The organism is uncultured Roseovarius sp., from assembly GCF_913054395.1.
GTDB lineage: Bacteria > Pseudomonadota > Alphaproteobacteria > Rhodobacterales > Rhodobacteraceae > Roseovarius.
The window spans coordinates 1-16,464 of the sequence record NZ_CAJXIP010000017.1 but is presented as its reverse complement, the minus strand read 5'-3'; the positions used below and the strand labels follow the sequence as shown (position 1 = coordinate 16,464).

Annotated in this window: 15 protein-coding genes; 5 read left to right on the top strand and 10 right to left on the bottom strand. The window is 60.2% G+C overall.

Annotation, left to right across the window (positions count from 1 at the left end; all coding sequences use genetic code 11):
- The first annotated feature begins 312 nt into the window (after positions 1-312).
- The 3 genes from QZ522_RS04140 to QZ522_RS04130 are packed head-to-tail and all read left to right on the top strand — an operon-like array spanning position 313 to position 2,954.
- A complete protein-coding gene (locus tag QZ522_RS04140) occupies positions 313-630 on the top strand; it encodes a metalloregulator ArsR/SmtB family transcription factor (RefSeq protein WP_294607860.1) in 318 nt (105 codons plus the stop codon).
- 55 nt (positions 631-685) lie between these two features.
- Positions 686-1,738 carry a permease gene (locus QZ522_RS04135; RefSeq protein WP_294607858.1) on the top strand — a complete coding sequence of 351 codons (1,053 nt, stop codon included), beginning with the start codon at positions 686-688 and terminating at the stop codon, positions 1,736-1,738.
- Between the two features lie 55 nt (positions 1,739-1,793).
- Entirely contained in the window at positions 1,794-2,954 is a 1,161-nt protein-coding gene (locus QZ522_RS04130) for an MFS transporter (RefSeq protein WP_294607855.1), read from the top strand.
- A 37-nt stretch (positions 2,955-2,991) separates the two neighbouring features.
- Here QZ522_RS04130 and guaD read toward each other — a convergent pair whose 3' ends face one another.
- The 5 genes from guaD to xdhA all read right to left on the bottom strand — a co-directional run bounded on the left by guaD (position 2,992) and on the right by xdhA (position 10,679).
- Positions 2,992-4,290, bottom strand: a complete 1,299-nt coding sequence (gene guaD / locus QZ522_RS04125) for a guanine deaminase (protein WP_294607853.1) — start codon at positions 4,288-4,290, stop codon at positions 2,992-2,994.
- A gap of 62 nt (positions 4,291-4,352) precedes the next feature.
- A complete protein-coding gene (locus QZ522_RS04120) occupies positions 4,353-5,954 on the bottom strand; it encodes a xanthine/uracil/vitamin C permease (protein ID WP_294607850.1) in 1,602 nt (533 codons plus the stop codon).
- A gap of 41 nt (positions 5,955-5,995) precedes the next feature.
- A complete protein-coding gene (gene xdhC, locus QZ522_RS04115; protein WP_294607848.1) occupies positions 5,996-6,877 on the bottom strand; it encodes a xanthine dehydrogenase accessory protein XdhC in 882 nt (293 codons plus the stop codon).
- 3 nt (positions 6,878-6,880) lie between these two features.
- The gene (gene xdhB / locus QZ522_RS04110) at positions 6,881-9,199 is read right to left on the bottom strand and encodes a xanthine dehydrogenase molybdopterin binding subunit (RefSeq protein WP_294607846.1); all 2,319 of its coding nucleotides are present in this window, start codon (positions 9,197-9,199) and stop codon (positions 6,881-6,883) included.
- Positions 9,200-9,215: 16 nt separating this feature from the next.
- Positions 9,216-10,679, bottom strand: a complete 1,464-nt coding sequence (xdhA, locus tag QZ522_RS04105; RefSeq protein ID WP_294607843.1) for a xanthine dehydrogenase small subunit — start codon at positions 10,677-10,679, stop codon at positions 9,216-9,218.
- A gap of 156 nt (positions 10,680-10,835) precedes the next feature.
- On the opposite strand from xdhA, the gene QZ522_RS04100 reads away from it, so the two are divergent.
- Positions 10,836-11,738: a LysR family transcriptional regulator gene (locus QZ522_RS04100; RefSeq protein WP_294607841.1), complete on the top strand. Its 903-nt coding sequence runs from the start codon at positions 10,836-10,838 to the stop codon at positions 11,736-11,738.
- A gap of 126 nt (positions 11,739-11,864) precedes the next feature.
- On the opposite strand, the gene QZ522_RS04095 is transcribed toward QZ522_RS04100, so the two are convergent.
- The 5 genes from QZ522_RS04095 to QZ522_RS04075 form a co-directional block, all read right to left on the bottom strand.
- Entirely contained in the window at positions 11,865-12,305 is a 441-nt protein-coding gene (locus QZ522_RS04095; protein ID WP_294607840.1) for a type II 3-dehydroquinate dehydratase, read from the bottom strand.
- 15 nt (positions 12,306-12,320) lie between these two features.
- The gene (locus tag QZ522_RS04090) at positions 12,321-13,616 is read right to left on the bottom strand and encodes a TRAP transporter large permease (RefSeq protein ID WP_294607838.1); all 1,296 of its coding nucleotides are present in this window, start codon (positions 13,614-13,616) and stop codon (positions 12,321-12,323) included.
- Entirely contained in the window at positions 13,613-14,137 is a 525-nt protein-coding gene (locus QZ522_RS04085; RefSeq protein WP_294607835.1) for a TRAP transporter small permease subunit, read from the bottom strand. The genes QZ522_RS04090 and QZ522_RS04085 overlap by 4 nt, the downstream gene beginning before the upstream one ends.
- A gap of 61 nt (positions 14,138-14,198) precedes the next feature.
- On the bottom strand, positions 14,199-15,191 hold the full coding sequence (gene dctP / locus QZ522_RS04080) for a TRAP transporter substrate-binding protein DctP (protein ID WP_294607833.1): 993 nt from the start codon (positions 15,189-15,191) through the stop codon (positions 14,199-14,201).
- A 56-nt stretch (positions 15,192-15,247) separates the two neighbouring features.
- Complete coding sequence (locus QZ522_RS04075; RefSeq protein WP_294607832.1) at positions 15,248-16,153, bottom strand: shikimate dehydrogenase; 906 nt, start codon at positions 16,151-16,153, stop codon at positions 15,248-15,250.
- Between the two features lie 120 nt (positions 16,154-16,273).
- Here QZ522_RS04075 and QZ522_RS04070 point away from each other — a divergent pair.
- A partial coding sequence (locus QZ522_RS04070; RefSeq protein WP_294607830.1) for a helix-turn-helix domain-containing protein occupies positions 16,274-16,464 on the top strand: 191 nt, incomplete at its 3' end.

The following is a 16,464-nucleotide window of genomic DNA, read 5'->3' as shown; positions in this document are numbered from 1 at the left end:
GCCATCACCACACTCAGCCATGAGGTGTCGCCTTAAAGGGCGTTCATTGGTGCCGAGATTGCGGATTTCGTTTTCTGTTGCGTTCGTGGTGTCGGTTTTGGTCACAGAAACTGCATTTGCAGACGAAGCCTCTGCGACGAATATTGAAGCCTTGCTCTCCTCCCGTTCTGAAGCTTGGATTACCATGACGACCCTGAACGAGCGTAACTTGGTGATAGAGGCATCATATCCGCGAAATATTAATTCGGCTGTGAGTCTACATCCGCCGAAATGAATCATTTACAAAACTAGAATTATAGTTATTTTGACATCATGACCACGACCAGCCCCAACGCTCGCGCCCTTGCCGCCCTTGGACATGACGCTCGTCTGTCGATCTTTCGTCTGCTGGTGAAGGCCGGGGACGACGGGCTGCGGGTCAGCGATATCGGTGAGCATCTGGGCCTCGCGCCGTCGACGCTCGCTCATCATCTGTCGACACTGGTCGATGCCGGGCTTGTGCTTCAGGACAGGCAGGGCCGCGAAGTGTTCAACCGGGTCGATTTTCCGGCGATGCACAGGCTCGTCGGTTTCCTGACCTCCGAGTGCTGCACCGGTGTCGCGGTGCGCCCGTCGGAGGACGCTGCATGATACGCGTGCGCCCTTTTTCTTGCCCTAAAACAACTGCAATTCCGGAGATTTGGTGATGACTGATACAACCCTCCCGACGCCGGGCCTCCGGTCCGTGCTGCGTCATCTGTGGCAGGATCAGCGTGTCTGGCTTGCCTCGGCGCTGATCCTTGCGGCGCTGGCGGTGTTCGATACGTCCCAGGCCGCAGAGAGCGTGCTCTTCGCGGGTAGCGCACTCATTGGCACGGCGCCGTTTCTGATCCTGTCCATCGCCATCGCCGCCTGGGCCGGGGCGACGGGTGCCGACAACCTCATCGCCCGCGCCTTCACCGGCGCGCCGCTCCTGATGATCGGGCTGGGCGCCTTGGCGGGGGGTATCTCGCCCTTCTGCTCCTGTGGAGTGATCCCGCTGATCGCCGCGCTTCTGGCGATGGGCGTGCCGCTTTCGGCGGTGATGGCGTTCTGGCTGGCGTCACCGATCATGGACCCGTCGATGTTCGTGCTGACGGCGGGTGTGCTCGACCTCGAATTCGCAGTTGCCAAGACCGTTGCGGCCATCGGGCTAGGCGTGTTCGGCGGCACGGTGGTGCACCTGATGATGAAAGGTGGCGCTTTTGCCGATCCGCTGCGCGAGGGGATCGGCGACGGGGGTTGCGGCGGCACCAGGGTCCGTGCGCCAAAGCCCGTCGTCTGGCGATTCTGGGCCGATGCGGGCCGCCGGGCCAAGTTCGGAAAGACCGCGCTGAGCACCACGCTGTTCCTCGCCAAATGGCTGACGCTCGCCTTCATCCTCGAGAGCCTGATGCTGGCTTGGATCCCGGCGGAAACCGTGACCGCCGCTCTCGGCGGTGAGGGGCTTCTACCTATCGTGACGGCAACGGTGGTCGGGGTTCCCGCCTACCTGAATGGTTATGCGGCGCTGCCACTGGTCGGCGGGCTGATCGAACAGGGCATGGCGCCCGGCGCCGGCATGGCCTTCCTCGTCGCCGGTGGCGTTACCTCGATCCCGGCGGCGATGGCGGTCTGGGCATTGGCGCGGCCACAGGTCTTTGCACTCTACATCGGCCTGTCCCTGACCGGCGCCTTTGCGTCGGGCGTGCTGTTCCAGCTCTGGACCGGAGTGGCTTGAACGACAACGGCGAGGTATTTTGTCTCGCCTTTCTTTTCCTGATCGAAGCGCCACCATGATCCCAAGACTAACTTCCGCGCGGCGCGGCCTGATCGTCGCCGCCCTCGGATCTTCCCTCACCGTCAGCTGGGCTTCCAGCTACTACATCCCGGCGGTTCTGGCGGTGCCGATGGCCGCAGACCTCGGCCTGTCGCCGGTCTGGGTCTTCGGTGCATTTTCCATGGCTATGGTGGTTTCGGCCATGGTCGGACCATGGGCCGGGGTGCGGATCGACGACTTTGGCGGCCGGGGCGTGCTGATAGCGTCCAACTTCGTATTTGCGGCGGGGCTGGCTCTGCTGGCAGTGGCCCTGTCGCCGGTGGTGATGTTCGCGGGCTGGGCGGTGATCGGGCTCGGCATGGGGATCGGGCTCTATGAGGCCGGGTTTGCCACGCTTGCCGGTATCTACGGCAAAGACGCCCGCGGTCCCATCACCGGCATCACCCTGATCGCCGGCTTTGCCAGCACCGTGGGCTGGCCATTGTCCGGGCTGATGCTGGCGACTTGGGGCTGGCGAGAGGCCTGCCTCGGCTGGGCGCTGATCCACCTTTTCGTCGCCCTGCCGCTGAACGCATGGTTGCCGACCGGCACTGAGACCGCAGCCACGCCAAGCGCACCACTGAAAGACGGGCCGCCACCATCACGCCTGACCCTCGGGTTGCTCGCCTTCGTCTTCGCGGTCACCTCGTTCAACTCGACAGCGATGGCCGCGCATCTGCCCGGTCTGCTGCAGGCTGCCGGGGCCAGCACAGCCGTGGCGATCGCAGCCGGTGCACTCATCGGCCCGGCGCAGGTCGCGGCACGGGTGCTTGAGTTCGGTGTGCTGCGCCGGTTCCACCCGCTTGTCTCGACACGCGTGGCCGTGGCGGCGCATCCCGTCGCCGCCGTGGCACTGGTGACCGTCGGGGCGCCCGCATCCTACGCATTCGCCTTCCTCCACGGGGCGGGGAACGGTATCCTTACCATCGCCAGGGGAACGCTGCCGCTGGCGATGTTCGGCACTGCCGGCTACGGGCGGCGCATCGGCTGGCTCAACGCCCCGGCCCGCATCCTGCAGGCAGCGGCACCGCTCGTCTTTGGCGCGGCGCTGACGGCATGGGGGGTGTCAGCGATCTGGCTGACAACGGGATTTGGACTCGCAGCAACGCTCGCGCTCTTGATCCTCAGGCGCAACTAGACTGCGAAGTTTCCATTCAGGCGCACGGGTGACGCCGTCATGCCTTTGCCTTCTGCGCGACGCCATTCACATAGACCTCGTCAATCGCGCGGTCGTCGCCCATGATCTGCAGAATGAACAACTCTTCCGACAGGCTTTCGGCGCGTTCCATGCGCAAGGCCATGGCGTCGGTGGCAGCGGAATTGAGGATGATGATATCCGCCTCGGTCCCCGGCGCAAGCGTGCCGATCTTGTGTTCAAGGCCCAGGACACATGCGTTGCCCCGTGTGGCCCAGTGGAAGGCTTGCAGCGGATGCAGCGACTGCCCCTGAAGCTGAAGGACCTTGTAACCCTCGTTCAGCGTCTGCAGCATGCAATAGCTGGTGCCGGCCCCCACATCCGTTGCAATCCCGTTCATGATACCGCGCGCACTCAGCCCGCCATGATCGAAAAGCCCGCTTCCCAGAAAGAGGTTGGACGTTGGGCAAAACACGGGATGCGCCCCGGTTTCCACCAGCGCGTCGATTTCGCGCGGTTCCAGGTGGATGGCGTGTCCAAGTAACGTCTTGTCGCCAAGCAGACCGTAGCTTTGGTATACATCAAGGTAGTCGCGCGCTTGCGCGTAAAGCTCTTTGGTAAAAGCGATTTCGTCCTTGTTTTCAGATAAATGCGTCTGGATATGACATCCCGGATGCTCTGCGGCGAGGGTCTTTGCCATCTCCATCTGCTCTGGCGTCGAGGTGATGGCAAAGCGCGGAGAGATCACATAACCATTCCGACCTTTGCCGTGCCAGTCAACGATCAGTGCCTTGGTGTCGTCATACCCCGATTGCACGGTGTCACGCAGGTCACTCGGCGCGTTTCGGTCCATCAGGACCTTGCCGCCCAGCATGCGCATGTTGCGGCGGGTCGCTTCCGAAAAGAACGCATCCGCAGAGGTCTTGTGAACCGAACAGAACGCCACCGCACTGGTCGTGCCATGGGCAATCAGTTGATCGAAGAACGCTTCCGCCATGCGTTGGCTGTGCTCTTGCGAGGCAAAGCGGGTTTCTTCGGGAAAGGTGTAGTTGTTCAGCCAATCCAGAAGCTGCGAGCCCCAGGAGGCGATCACCTGCACCTGCGGAAAATGGATATGGGTGTCGATAAAGCCCGCCAGCATCAGATGCGGCCGGTGATCCTTGACGACAACGTCGCGGGCCTTCGCCCGGATTGTCTCAAACGGTCCCGTATCCTCGATGATCCCGTTCCGGATCAAGAGGCCCGCGTCTTCGAGATAGGTATAGGCATCACTATCGTCGCCGCTCTGCGGTTCGCGATGAAAGGTCAAAAGGCGGCCGCGTAGCAATCTGTCGGTCATGGTTGTCTCAATTTCTGCGGGTGAGTGAACAGAGGCGGCCCGCAGGCCGCCCCTTGATTGGGTCAGGCCTGTTGCGCGGGCGTGTCGTCGTCGATCAAGTCCGGCTCATCCGGAACGATGATACGATGCTCCAGGTCCTCTTTCAGTGCGAACATCGGATAGAGGTACAGGAACGCGCCGACGATCAGATAACCGACGGTGATTCCGTCAAACTGCGGCATTTGCAAAGTGTAGGAGTGGATGATCCCGACTGAGGACATGACAGCCGCTGCAACGGCAAACCCCCCCGCCATCTTGAAACGCCCGTCGATCACGTCTGCCACGATGGCCCCCCAGATCAGACCGGTGATGATCGCACCCTGGCTAAGGGCCAGATGACCTTCGTAATGCGCGCCTTCCATCAACAGGGCTGCGGTCAGGCCGTCGTCACCCAAGGGGGGAAGGCCTTCGACATCCAAATTGCGCAATGCGTTCATCAACGACCCCCATTTCACCATCAGGAAAGCCGAGATATGCGGCAGGATGGCAAAGGAAACGGCAGCCATATGCATCGGCTTTACCGCCCATGCAGTGTTGGTAATCAGACTGACGGACACGAACACCAGTACGGGCGCTGCGGCGGCAATTGGGATTAGCCCAGCCAGAAACGACAGGAAGCCGAAGAACGCTGCGACGGCGATGACGGCCGCAACACCGACGATGTATCCTGCATGCGCATCAAGGCGCTTATAGGCAGGATGGCCGATATAGACGGTGGTCGGAAAAGGCGAGCCAAAAAGCGCGCCCAGCATCGTGCCCGCGCCATCCGTGACCTGGCACAGGCCCACCGGGTAATGGTCGCCCGCCGCTTCGGCGGACTCCACATTGTTCATCGTTTCGATGAAATTGTATATCTGCACCGGGATCAGCACCAGGAAAAGCTCCGGGTTGGCGATGAGATAGTGAATACCGGCAATCAGATCACCGACATATGGAACGGGCGGGTAGAATCCGATGCCGCTTACGTCAATCCTGGATTCCCCCAGAAAAATGGCAATCACTGTTCCGGCAGCAATCGCGACAAGGCCCGCAGGCACATTGCCCGGCAGGCGGAAACGTCCAATCAGACCCCAAAGGATGAACAACAGCGATGTGAATCCGATCAGCGGATGTTCAAAAATCTCGGCCAAAGGCACCGACCCGATGAACACAAGAGCAATGCCGCAAAGCGTGCCCAACATGCCCGCGCGCGGTGTGATACCCTTGAGAAACGGACCAACGATGGCCCCAAGTGCCGCGACGATGCCGCCGACAAAGCCCGCACCTATGCCCACTTGCCAAGCCAGCAGCGGATCGTTTGTCGCCCAGTAGATAGGCCCGATCACGCCGAAGAGATAGACAAACATCACAGGTGTCGAGATGCCGTAAGGCAGGGCGGTCACGTCCTTGCCCTGCTTGTTGGCCGCCCATTTCGCCAGATAGGTATAGACTGCAACACCGGCTAGAATTGCGATGGCTGCGCCGGGCACGATCCGGTCAAAGACGATGTCGGTTGGCATCTGGAACACGAACTGGCAGACCCCTGACAGGATTAGCAGGTTCACGAGGTTGTCGGTAAAAAGTGCCCAAAAGGCGTTGAAATCGCTGCGCGTAAACAGCTTGTAGTCGTATGTCCTCCCGTCCATGACGGTCTCCTCCTGTGATGGATCGGATCTCCTCTGGCCGATCAGACCAGCTTCCCTTCCCGACCCGGATATATGCCCGCGCGGGGCATTTCAGATGCCCCGGCAGGGGCGAATGCGGCAGTTTCAGAGGTCAGTTCAGCGATCACCTCAGCAGCCACAAAGGCCGCAATGACGCTGGGCCGCTTGTCGCGGCTACCGCTTGCCCCGATGGGGCAATTCAAATGTTCGATGGTCTGGCCATCACAGTGTTTATGCGTCCAGTTCCTGAATTTCGCGCGCTTCGTGGCCGATCCGATCATGCCGACGTAAACGGCGTCCTCCCGCTCCAGCGCGGCCGAGGTCAGCAGGAAATCAAGCGCGTGGTCATGGGTCAGCACGATAAAGGCACTGCCTGCGGGGGCATTCCAGATATCCGCTTCGGGCAGAACACTAACGCGGGTCTCGACAGCAGCGGTGTTCAGGGCGATTTCCTCGGGTCGCGTGTCAATCAGGATGCACTTCACCGGCAGATGCTGAAACAGTTTGGCAAGAGCCCGCCCCACATGACCGGCCCCCATGACATAGACATGGGGCAATGCCGCGTCGGCCTTCAGGGCCCGGTTCACTGCGGCGCGCTTGTCAGAGCCGCGCATGCGCTTCAGACGCATTTCAACACGCCCGCCACAGCATTGGCCTATCTCGGGGCCAAGCGGTACGTCCACGTCGCGCTGCAATGCCCCGTCACGCAACATTTTCCGTGCGGTATCAATCGCAAGATATTCAAGTTGGCCGCCACCGAGAGTTCCCCAGAGCGACCGGGACGTTACAAACATCTCGGTCCCTTCGTTGCGAGGGGAGGAGCCGCGCACGCGGGTCAGCACAATGCGGACGACCGAAGGATGCGCTACGAAAAAGTCATTCAGAGAGGCGGTGCTGAGCGACATGATTCACCCCTCGGCCCGCAGCCGGGCAACGGCCATCAGAATACGCTCGGGAGTGGCCGGCGCATCAAGGCGCGGGCATTTGCGATAGTCGGCGATAGAGGCCACAGCCATCGACAGCGCCTCCAGCACCGAGATGCCCAGCATGAAGGGCGGTTCGCCTACTGCCTTGGAGCGTTTGATGCTCAGTTCGCGGTTCTCGGACCAGTCGGCAAGGTTCACGTTGAACACGCGCGGCCGGTCGGACGCGAGCGGGATCTTGTAGGTCGACGGCGCGTGAGTACGCAGACGTCCGGCATCGTCCCACCACAATTCCTCGGTGGTGAGCCAGCCCATGCCCTGAATGAAGGCACCTTCGACCTGACCTTTGTCGAGGATCGGGTTCAGCGACCGGCCCACGTCATGCAGGATGTCAGTACGCTCCAGGCGGTACTCGCCGGTCAACGTGTCGATGGTCACTTCAGAGCACGCCGCGCCGTAGGCATAATAATAGAACGGACGGCCCTGACCCTTGGCGCGGTTCCAGTGGATTTTCGGCGTCTTGTAGAAACCTGCTGCGGAAAGCTGCACGCGTGCGAGGTAAGCCTGTTTGATAAACGCGTCAAAAGAAAACGCCTCTTTGCCAATATGTACCTGATTGGCGCGAAAGCTGACCTCTTCCGGGGCCACATCCCAGGTCGTCGCCGCAAATTCGATCAGCCGCGCCTTGATCTGCTCTACAGCATTCAGCGCCGCCATGCCGTTCAGGTCGGTGCCGCTCGACGCTGCGGTTGCCGAGGTGTTAGGCACTTTCTCGGTGGTGGTCTTGGTGATCTTGATGCGCTCAAAATCAACCTGCAACGCCTCGGCAACGACCTGCGCCACCTTGGTATTGAGCCCCTGCCCCATTTCGGTGCCGCCGTGGTTCAGGTGGATTGAGCCGTCGTTATAGACGTGAACAAGCGCACCGGCCTGATTGTACCAGGTCGCGGTGAAGGAGATGCCGAATTTGACAGGCGTCAGCGCGATGCCCTTTTTCAGAACCGGCGACGTTTCATTGAAAGCGATGATATCCTTGCGGCGCTGACGGTATTCAGACGTTTCTTCCAGTTCCCCGACCAGCCGATCCAGAATGTTGTCCTCGACTTCCTGGTGATAGGGCGTCAGGTTTCGACCTTCTTCGCCATAGAAGTTCGCCTTGCGGATGTCCAACGGGTCCTGACCGGTGGCATAGGCAATCTCTTCAATCATGCGCTCGGCGGCGATCACCCCCTGCGGCCCCCCAAAGCCACGGAACGCGGTGTTCGAAACAGTGTTGGTCTTCATTGGATGGCTGTTGAGCCGCACATTCGGGTAGAAATACGCATTATCGGCGTGAAACAGCGCGCGGTCCGTGACCGGGCCGGAGAGGTCCGCGGAAAACCCGCATCGAGCGGCAAAGCTGCTATCCACCGCCTGAATGCGGCCAGCGTCGTCAAAGGCGACGTCATACTCAATCACGAAATCATGGCGTTTGCCCGTTGCGGTCATATCCTGATCGCGGTCGGGGCGGATTTTCACGGCGCGGTTCCACTTCTTCGCGGCCATCGCGGCGACGGCGCAAAAGAGGTTCATCTGGCTTTCCTTGCCACCAAAGCCGCCGCCCATACGGCGCACGTTCACGACAACCGCATTCGAGGGCACGCCCAGGACATGGGCAACCATGTGCTGCGCCTCAGACGGATGCTGGGTGGAACAGTGCACGATGACATCATCGTCCTCACCCGGAATGGCAAAGGCGATATGCCCTTCAAGGTACATGTGATCCTGCCCGCCCACCGCCATTCGCCCCTTGATCCGATTGGTGGCGGCGTCCAGTACCGGGTCAACATCGCCCCGCTCCAGCTTTAGCGGCGCGGTCACATAGCCGTACCCGGCCTCTTGGGCAGCGATGGGATCAAGCGCGTGGGGCTGGATCTCATAGTCGATCCTCGCCAGTTCGGCGGCGCGCCGCGCAATGTCGCGGGTCTCGGCGATCACTGCAAAGAGCGGCTGACCATGAAACTGGATCGACTCGGTCGGGAAAACCGGTTCATCGTTCAGACCGGTCGGGCTGATGTCGTTGACGCCCGGCACGTCATCCGCGGTGAGAACGCCAACGACGCCGGGCGTTGCCAGAACATCGGTATAGTCGATACCCAAAAGTTTCGCATGGGCGACATCGGAAACACCCAGATAGGCATGCAACGTGCCTTCGGGCATGGCGATATCGTCGGTATAGTCGGCCGTGCCGGTGACGTGCTTGGCGGCACTGTCGTGGATGCGGTCCATATGGGCAGCCCCGGTGATGGAAACGGCGTCCTTCATCTCTCGGCTCCTTGTCTTAAGCGATGGCGAGTTGGGCGGGAAAGTCTGTCTGCGCGTCCTGCTCCAGGTAAAAGCGGCGCAACAGGTTCTGGGCGGCGAGCATCCGGTACTCGGACGACGCGCGCCAATCCGTGAGCGGTAAGAAATCGCTTGCCAATGCCTCTGCGGCGGCCTCAAAATTCTCTTTTGTCCAACGCTGGCCGTTGAGCGCCGCTTCGGCCGCCATAGCGCGCCTTGGTGTCGCCGCCATGCCGCCAAAGGCAATGCGGGCCTTGCGGATCACATCATCCGTCACCGTCATATGGATACCAACGGCCACCGAAGAGATATCCTCGTCCCGCCGTTTTGAGATCTTGTAGGCGGCGTCCAGATCATCAGGGCCGGGCAAGGGCACCTGAATGCTCTCGACAAACTCGCCCGGCGCGAGATCCTGCTTGCCGTAGTCGATGAAAAACGCCTGCAATGGCAGGCTGCGTCGCGCGTTTCCGTGCCGGAGTGTGATCTCGGCCCCAAGCGCGATAAGCGCCGGGGGTGTGTCCCCGATGGGGGACCCGTTGGCGATATTGCCACCCACGGTGCCCATATTCCGCACCTGCCACCCCGCTATGCGGCCCCAGTACGGGATCAGGTGCGGCAGGTGCTTTGACAGGAGGGATTGGCAATCGGAATAGCTCGCGCCGGCCCCGATCTTGAGGAGAGAGCCCTGTCGTTCAACTGTTTTCATCTCGTTCAAATGACCGGTGAAGATCGCCGGTCCGATGTTGCGCAGAAATTTCGTCACCCAAAGACCCACATCGGTTGCCCCCGCCACGATGGTCGCGTTCGGGTAGGTCAGCAGGCACTCTGCCAGATCATCCAGGTCGGCGGGGACGATGCTCAGGTTGTCATCAGGGCCGGACACGATGCGCTGATTGTCCTGAAGCGCCTTCAGGCGCGTTGCCATCGTTTCACGCTCCGTGTTCAGGTAATCCGACGCAGGCGTGCCATAACGGGACACGGCAACCGCCGCCTTGACGATTGGTTCGTAGCCGGTGCAACGGCACAGGTTCCCCTGCAACGCCGTTTCAACCTCGCCCACGGTGGGTTCGGGTGTCTGCATCCAAAGCGCATAGAGCGACATGACAAAGCCGGGTGTGCAGAAACCGCATTGGCTGCCATTATAGTCAACCATCGCCTCCTGTACCGGATGCAGCCGCCCGTTCGGGCCGGAGAGATGTTCAACCGTGACCACGTGGCAGCCGTTGACCGAAGCCAGAAACCGGATGCAGGCATTGACCGGCTCATACACAAGCCCCGCCTCGCCAAGACGCCCAACCAGAACGGTGCACGCCCCGCAATCGCCCTCTGCGCAGCCTTCCTTCGTACCGGTCAGGCGGCGTTCAAGCCGCAGAAAATCCAAAAGTGTCTGACTGGCCGCAACGGTGGGCACCGACACGTTGGTGCCGTTGAGAACAAAACGAATGTCACGTCGATAGGTCATGGTTGCCTCCCAATCGCCAGGTCCGGCCTGTGATGTTGGAAACGACCATAGACACAAGTATTCCGTCGAAAAATCGCTGCAAACAGAAAATTCTTTCAACAAAACGTTGAAAATGAATCGGTCGTTTTGCATACTTCGGGCAAAGGGGGGCGACAAATGCCCAACATCGAAAGCTTGCGTATCTTTGTCCGCGTGATGGAGCTTGGCAGCATTACTTCGGGTGGCCGCGACCTGAGACTGACGCCCGCAGTCGCAAGCAAACGCTTGAAAGAGCTAGAGAAACATCTAGGCGTGCGTCTTTTCAACCGAACGACACGCTCCATGACCCCGACCGAGGTCGGCACGGTATTCTACGATGAGGCAAGAGCCGTATTGCAGGCACTGGACAATGCCGAAGCCCGAGTCGCGAGTTTTTCCGAGGCACCGCGCGGCGTCCTGCGTATCACGGCCCCTCTTGGGGTTGGACGCCGAATCGTGGCGCCTTTGGTGCCGGAATATTCCGAAACCTATCCGGATACCGAGATTCGGATGCGCCTGTCGGACCGCAAGGTTGACATCATGGCCGACGGGCTGGACATCGCCTTTTTTGTCGGAGACCCCGGTGACTCCACTATGAAGCTACGGAAAATCGCGGATTGCGAGCGGGTCCTCTGTGCCTCCCCCGAGTACCTGTCGCGCTGTGGTACGCCAACTACGCCGGATGACTTGCTGGACGCCAGGCACAATTGCCTGTTGTTGCGATTTCCGGGATCTCCTGAATATTTCTGGACCGTTCAGACCGATATGGGCCCCAGGAAACTGGAGGTTCGGGGCAGGTATGACGCCGACGACGGCGATGTCCTGACGGATTGGGCGCTGGCCGGGCGGGGCATTGTGAATAAACCGCGATTTGATGTACGCAAACATCTGGAAACGGGGAGCCTTGTTGAAGTGCTCCCGCACAGCCCTCCGATGCCTACGATCTTCGGCTGTCTATATCCGCACAAAAAGCTCCAGGACCCAAAGGTGCGATTGTTCGTCGACCACATAGTGCGCAACAGCAAACGCTTCTTTGTCTGAATTCAGGGCGTCTCAAGATAAACCCCCTTTGGAGTCCACTGCATGGCTCCCCAACCCGCGCTCTACGGCCTCGATCTTTGAACGTTTCGCGCGCCTTTGCTGGCAACCGGACGGTACGGCTAAGGTCTAGCCCCGCGCCAACTCGGCCAGTTTGCGAATGGCAAAGTCATAACCGCGAATTCCAAACCCCTCGATCTTGGCCGTCGCGGCCTTGGAGACATAGGAAAGGTGGCGAAACTCGTCTCGCCGGAACAGCGGCGAGATATGCACCTCGATGATCGGGCCCTCATAGATCAGCAAGCTGTCGAGGATCGCAATTGATGTCGATGTGAACCCGGCCGGATTGATCAGCAGGCCGGCAGCGGTGCCGCGGGCCTGTTTGATCCAGCCCATGATTTCCGCCTCGCTGTCACTTTGGCGAAAGTCGATTTCGACGCCCTCTTCCTTGCCAATCCTGCGGCATAGCGCCTCTACATCGGCCAGAGTGTCATAGCCGTAAACCTCTGGTTGCCGGGTGCCCAGCATATCAAGGTTCGGTCCGTTGATGACAAGGATGGTATTGGTCATTTGAATTCTCCGGTATCAACCCGTGTACCCGTAGAGGCGGGGCAACCACAGGACGATGTCAGGCAAGAGGGTTATGATGAGAAGCCCCGCGATCATCAGCGCGAGGAACGGTAGCAGGTGGCGGATCGTGTCCCGGATCGGCGCGCGCGTAATCGAAGTAACAACAAAAAGGAGCAAGCCATAGGGCGGTGTCGCCAGGCCAATCATCGTGTTGACGACTACGATTACTCCGAAATGCACGGGGTCCACCCCCAAAGCGACCGCGGTGGGCAGGAAGATCGGTACGATCACCAGAAGGATGGCATTCGCTTCAAGCAGGCATCCCAGTACCAGAAGCATCGCGTTCACCAACAACAGGAAACCGATCCGCGACAGTTCCACGCCCGACAAGGCCGCACGAATGACATTCGGAACCTGTTCAATGGTCACGACATAATTGAACGCGAGCGCACCGGCGATAAGGAAACCCACCGACGCGGTCGCCTTGGCGGACAAGCGAACAGTGTCATATGCCTCCCGCAGACTGACCGAACGGTAAAAGACCGTAGAGACGACAAAGGCATAAAGCGCGGCAAGCGCCGCCGCCTCGGTCGGGGTTGTGATACCGCCATAGATGCCCACCAACAGGATGACCGGCATCAGGAGCGCGGGAATGGCCCTCAAGGTGATCTGCGGTAGTTCGCGCAATGGCACAGGCTCTTCGACCGGATAATTGTGCACCCGGGCCTGCCAGGCATTCGTCGCCATAAGAAGCACGCCGAGGATCAGGCCCGGTGCGACCCCCGCGAGAAACAGGAAGCCGATCGAGGTGTCCGACACCAGCGCGAAAAGGACCATCGGAATCGACGGAGGTATGATCGGCCCGATGATCGCCGAAGCGGCGGTAATCGCCCCGGCGTAGGCGCCGGGATACTTGCCGTCCTTGGTCATCAGGTTGATGATGATCCGCCCCATCCCCACCGCATCTGCGATAGCCGAGCCCGACATGCCGGAAAAGATCAGCGACGAGACCACGTTGACATGCCCTAGCCCGCCGCGGAACCGGCCGACCAGTGCCTTGCAGAAATCCAGCAGGCGGTCGGAGAGCGATCCGACATTCATCAGGTCGGCCGCAAAAATGAAAAGCGGAATCGCCAGCAGCACGTAAGAGCCGTAGAGCCCGGTCAGCATCTGCTCGAAGGCGATGGACATGTCCTGTCCCTGCAACAGCAGGTAGAACACGGAAGAGGCCAGCATGGCATGCCCGATCGGCAGGCCGATCAGGGCGGTCAGGATGATGGCCGCGACTGTGAGGTAGAATTCCCAGCTCATGCGTTGAAGTCCGCGCGCGTCACGGTATCCGTCCCGTCTTTCGGTTCACCGCTTCCACGCGCTGATGCCCAGAAGATACGGAGATAGCGCAGAATGGAGGCGACCGAAAACAGGATCGCAATGGAATAGACCCAGTTGAAGCGGATATCGAGGTATGTCGTCTTCTGGATCTTCATGAAAGTGACGAAATCCCACAGAGCGGGCAGAGACCATGCATAGATGCCCACCAGGAGCACCGAAAAGGTCAACCGAAACCGACGGCGCCATTGCGGCGAGACAGCGCCGTAGAGAATGTCAAAACGAATCTCGTCCTCTTCGCGGGCCGATACGGATTGTCCCCACAAGAGAATCCAGAGCCACGCCATGACGCAGACCTCGACAGTCCACCCGACAGGGCTTCCGACGACATAGCGCATGAACACCTGAATGATAAAGGATACGAACATCATCGCCAGGAGTATGGCAGGAACCGCTTCGGCCAAAGCCCGGGCCCTGGAGGCAAATCGGGATGCAGGGGTCATCGTTACTTTCCGGTGGGTCGACGAGCCCCGAAGGGCCCGCCGAGGCAGTTTGATCGGCGAGTTACTTCGCCAGCGCGTTGATTGCTTCGATCATGCCCTCAGGCCAGCTTTTGGCAAAGTCCGATTCGAGATATTTCTTCTGGGCATGGTCACGGAAAGCGATCCGGTCGGGCTCATAAACCTTCAAGCCCTGATCCTTGAAGAACTGTACAAGCTCCGCTTCACGGTCAAGGTGGCGCTGCGTGCTCTTTGCGATTGCCGTATCGACGGCCGATTGCAGCGTTTGCTGCTGTTCGGGCGAGAAACTGTCCCACAGCTCCTTGCCTATCCCGATCACGTCAAAGCCGATCAGGTGCCCGGTCAGGACGATCTGGCTCGTCACCTCGTAGAACTTCATGTTGTAGTCGTTCGGCAGCGGGTTGTCCTGACCGTCGATGGCCCCGGTCTGCAATGCGGTGTATACCTCTGCATAGGCCAGCGGGGTCGGGTTGGCCCCGATGGCTTCGCCAAGGAACTGCCAGGCTTCTCCGCCCGGCATGCGCAAGGTCACACCACTAAGATCCTCCGGCGTCATGATTTCCTTATCGGGTGCAAGGTTGACCTGACGGGTACCGAAATAGACCGGTGCGAGAACGTGAATGCCGGCATCTGCCGCCATCTGTTTAAGCTGATCCCCGACTTCGCTGTCGAACGTGGCTTTCAGATGGGCGGCATCGCTGAACAAATAGGCCGAGGTCACGATGGACCATTCGGGGATCTGCTCCGCGATGGCCTGCGGCGCGATCAGCCCCATTTCAAGGTTGCCGCGCTGGATCGAGGTCATCTCGGTCCCTTGCTTGACCAACGTTGCACCGTTGAAAACCTGAAAGTCGAACGTATCCGACACGGCCGCGGCGATTTCGGCAAAGGCCTCGGCGCGAATATCGTTTTCCGAAACGACCGAGCTGAAACGCAGCACCGGCTTGTCTTGTGCCAGCGATGCACCCGGTAACGCGAGTGCGGTCGTCGCGGCGATTGCAGCCGCAATTGCGGTGCGGCGGGTTAAGTGTGTCATTGGTTTCCTCCCTTTTGGTTGACCTGTTCTTCAAAGTGGATCTTGAAAATTTTATATTATGCTTCCCCGCGTGCCTTCGCCTCCTCCGGGTCGAAACTGCGGAAGGTGGCGCACATCCGCCCGGCATTGGCAGGCCGGCCGGTGAACAACTCAAACGCGCGAACCGCCTGCAACACGGCCATCCCCTCGCCGCCAAGCGTAGGACAGCCGATGGCGCGCGCGCGGCGCAACAGTTCGGTTTCGAGGGGAAAATAGATGATATCGGCCACCCAATGGCGCGTTTCCAGCGCTGCGGCGGGGATCGGCAGCCCAGGCAGCTTGGCCATGCCAACCGGAGTGGCGTTGACCAGTCCGGCAACCTTGGCAGACGCCGCCAAGACATCCTCTACCGCCTCGGCATGCCCGCCGGAGACCCGGAGACTTGCAGCCAGTTCTTCGGCGGCAGCAATATGCGTGTCATGCACCAGGATACGCCCCGCGCCAAGGCCTCGCAATGCATGCCCGACGGCGGCACCCGCCCCGCCCGCGCCGATCAAAAGGACGGCGCCAAGATCGGCATCGGGCAAGCCCGCACCAAAGCTATCGGCAAATCCGCGAAAATCCGTGTTGTGACCAAACCGCCTGCCGTCGCGAAAGACGACCGTGTTGACCGCGCCAACCTGACGGGCGGCGTCCGAAAGCTCATGCAGCAACGGCATGACCTGCTGCTTGTAGGGGTAGGTAACATTGAGACCGGCGAAACCCTCCGCCTCTGTCTGATCGAGGATGTCGTGCAGCGTTGCAGATACTTCCATATCCGTGTCCAACAAGTCGTAGCGACAGGTCAAGCCCTGCGCCGATGCTTCGGACTCATGCATTGCCGGCGTGCGCGACAGGGCGATGCCACGCCCGACAAGGCCCAAGCGTAACAGCCCCCTGCGCGGGGTCGTCGCCTGACCATCCTGCCTGCGCACGGTACCCATATGCCAGCAGACCTCCCCCTTCCGCGTGATCCGTTCAAAATGAACCAGTTGGTATATTTGGTCAAGGCAATTGTTCTGGCCGGTTAATTATCCCGTGTTATAAGAAACCAAGGAGGCCGCATGACGACAAAAAACCAAGAGGAAAAACGCAGCTGGAAACAGGATCCTGAAGCAGTGCAGCGGGACATCCTTGCGGTGGCCGTGACAGAATTCGCCGAACACGGACTATCAGGCGCAAGGGTAGACAGAATCGCGGCCCGCACCCGCACATCCAAGCGCATGATCTATTACTATTTCGGCGACAAGCTCGG

Excerpts from the sequence above, each read along its gene's own strand:
- QZ522_RS04140 (WP_294607860.1), top strand. The coding sequence starts at position 313 with ATGACCACGACCAGCCCCAACGCTCGCGCCCTTGCCGCCCTTGGACAT.
- QZ522_RS04135 (WP_294607858.1), top strand. The coding sequence starts at position 686 with ATGACTGATACAACCCTCCCGACGCCGGGCCTCCGGTCCGTGCTGCGT.
- QZ522_RS04130 (WP_294607855.1), top strand. The coding sequence starts at position 1,794 with ATGATCCCAAGACTAACTTCCGCGCGGCGCGGCCTGATCGTCGCCGCC.
- guaD (WP_294607853.1), bottom strand. The coding sequence starts at position 4,290 with ATGACCGACAGATTGCTACGCGGCCGCCTTTTGACCTTTCATCGCGAA.
- QZ522_RS04120 (WP_294607850.1), bottom strand. The coding sequence starts at position 5,954 with ATGGACGGGAGGACATACGACTACAAGCTGTTTACGCGCAGCGATTTC.
- xdhC (WP_294607848.1), bottom strand. The coding sequence starts at position 6,877 with ATGTCGCTCAGCACCGCCTCTCTGAATGACTTTTTCGTAGCGCATCCT.
- xdhB (WP_294607846.1), bottom strand. The coding sequence starts at position 9,199 with ATGAAGGACGCCGTTTCCATCACCGGGGCTGCCCATATGGACCGCATC.
- xdhA (WP_294607843.1), bottom strand. The coding sequence starts at position 10,679 with ATGACCTATCGACGTGACATTCGTTTTGTTCTCAACGGCACCAACGTG.
- QZ522_RS04100 (WP_294607841.1), top strand. The coding sequence starts at position 10,836 with ATGCCCAACATCGAAAGCTTGCGTATCTTTGTCCGCGTGATGGAGCTT.
- QZ522_RS04095 (WP_294607840.1), bottom strand. The coding sequence starts at position 12,305 with ATGACCAATACCATCCTTGTCATCAACGGACCGAACCTTGATATGCTG.
- QZ522_RS04090 (WP_294607838.1), bottom strand. The coding sequence starts at position 13,616 with ATGAGCTGGGAATTCTACCTCACAGTCGCGGCCATCATCCTGACCGCC.
- QZ522_RS04085 (WP_294607835.1), bottom strand. The coding sequence starts at position 14,137 with ATGACCCCTGCATCCCGATTTGCCTCCAGGGCCCGGGCTTTGGCCGAA.
- dctP (WP_294607833.1), bottom strand. The coding sequence starts at position 15,191 with ATGACACACTTAACCCGCCGCACCGCAATTGCGGCTGCAATCGCCGCG.
- QZ522_RS04075 (WP_294607832.1), bottom strand. The coding sequence starts at position 16,153 with ATGGGTACCGTGCGCAGGCAGGATGGTCAGGCGACGACCCCGCGCAGG.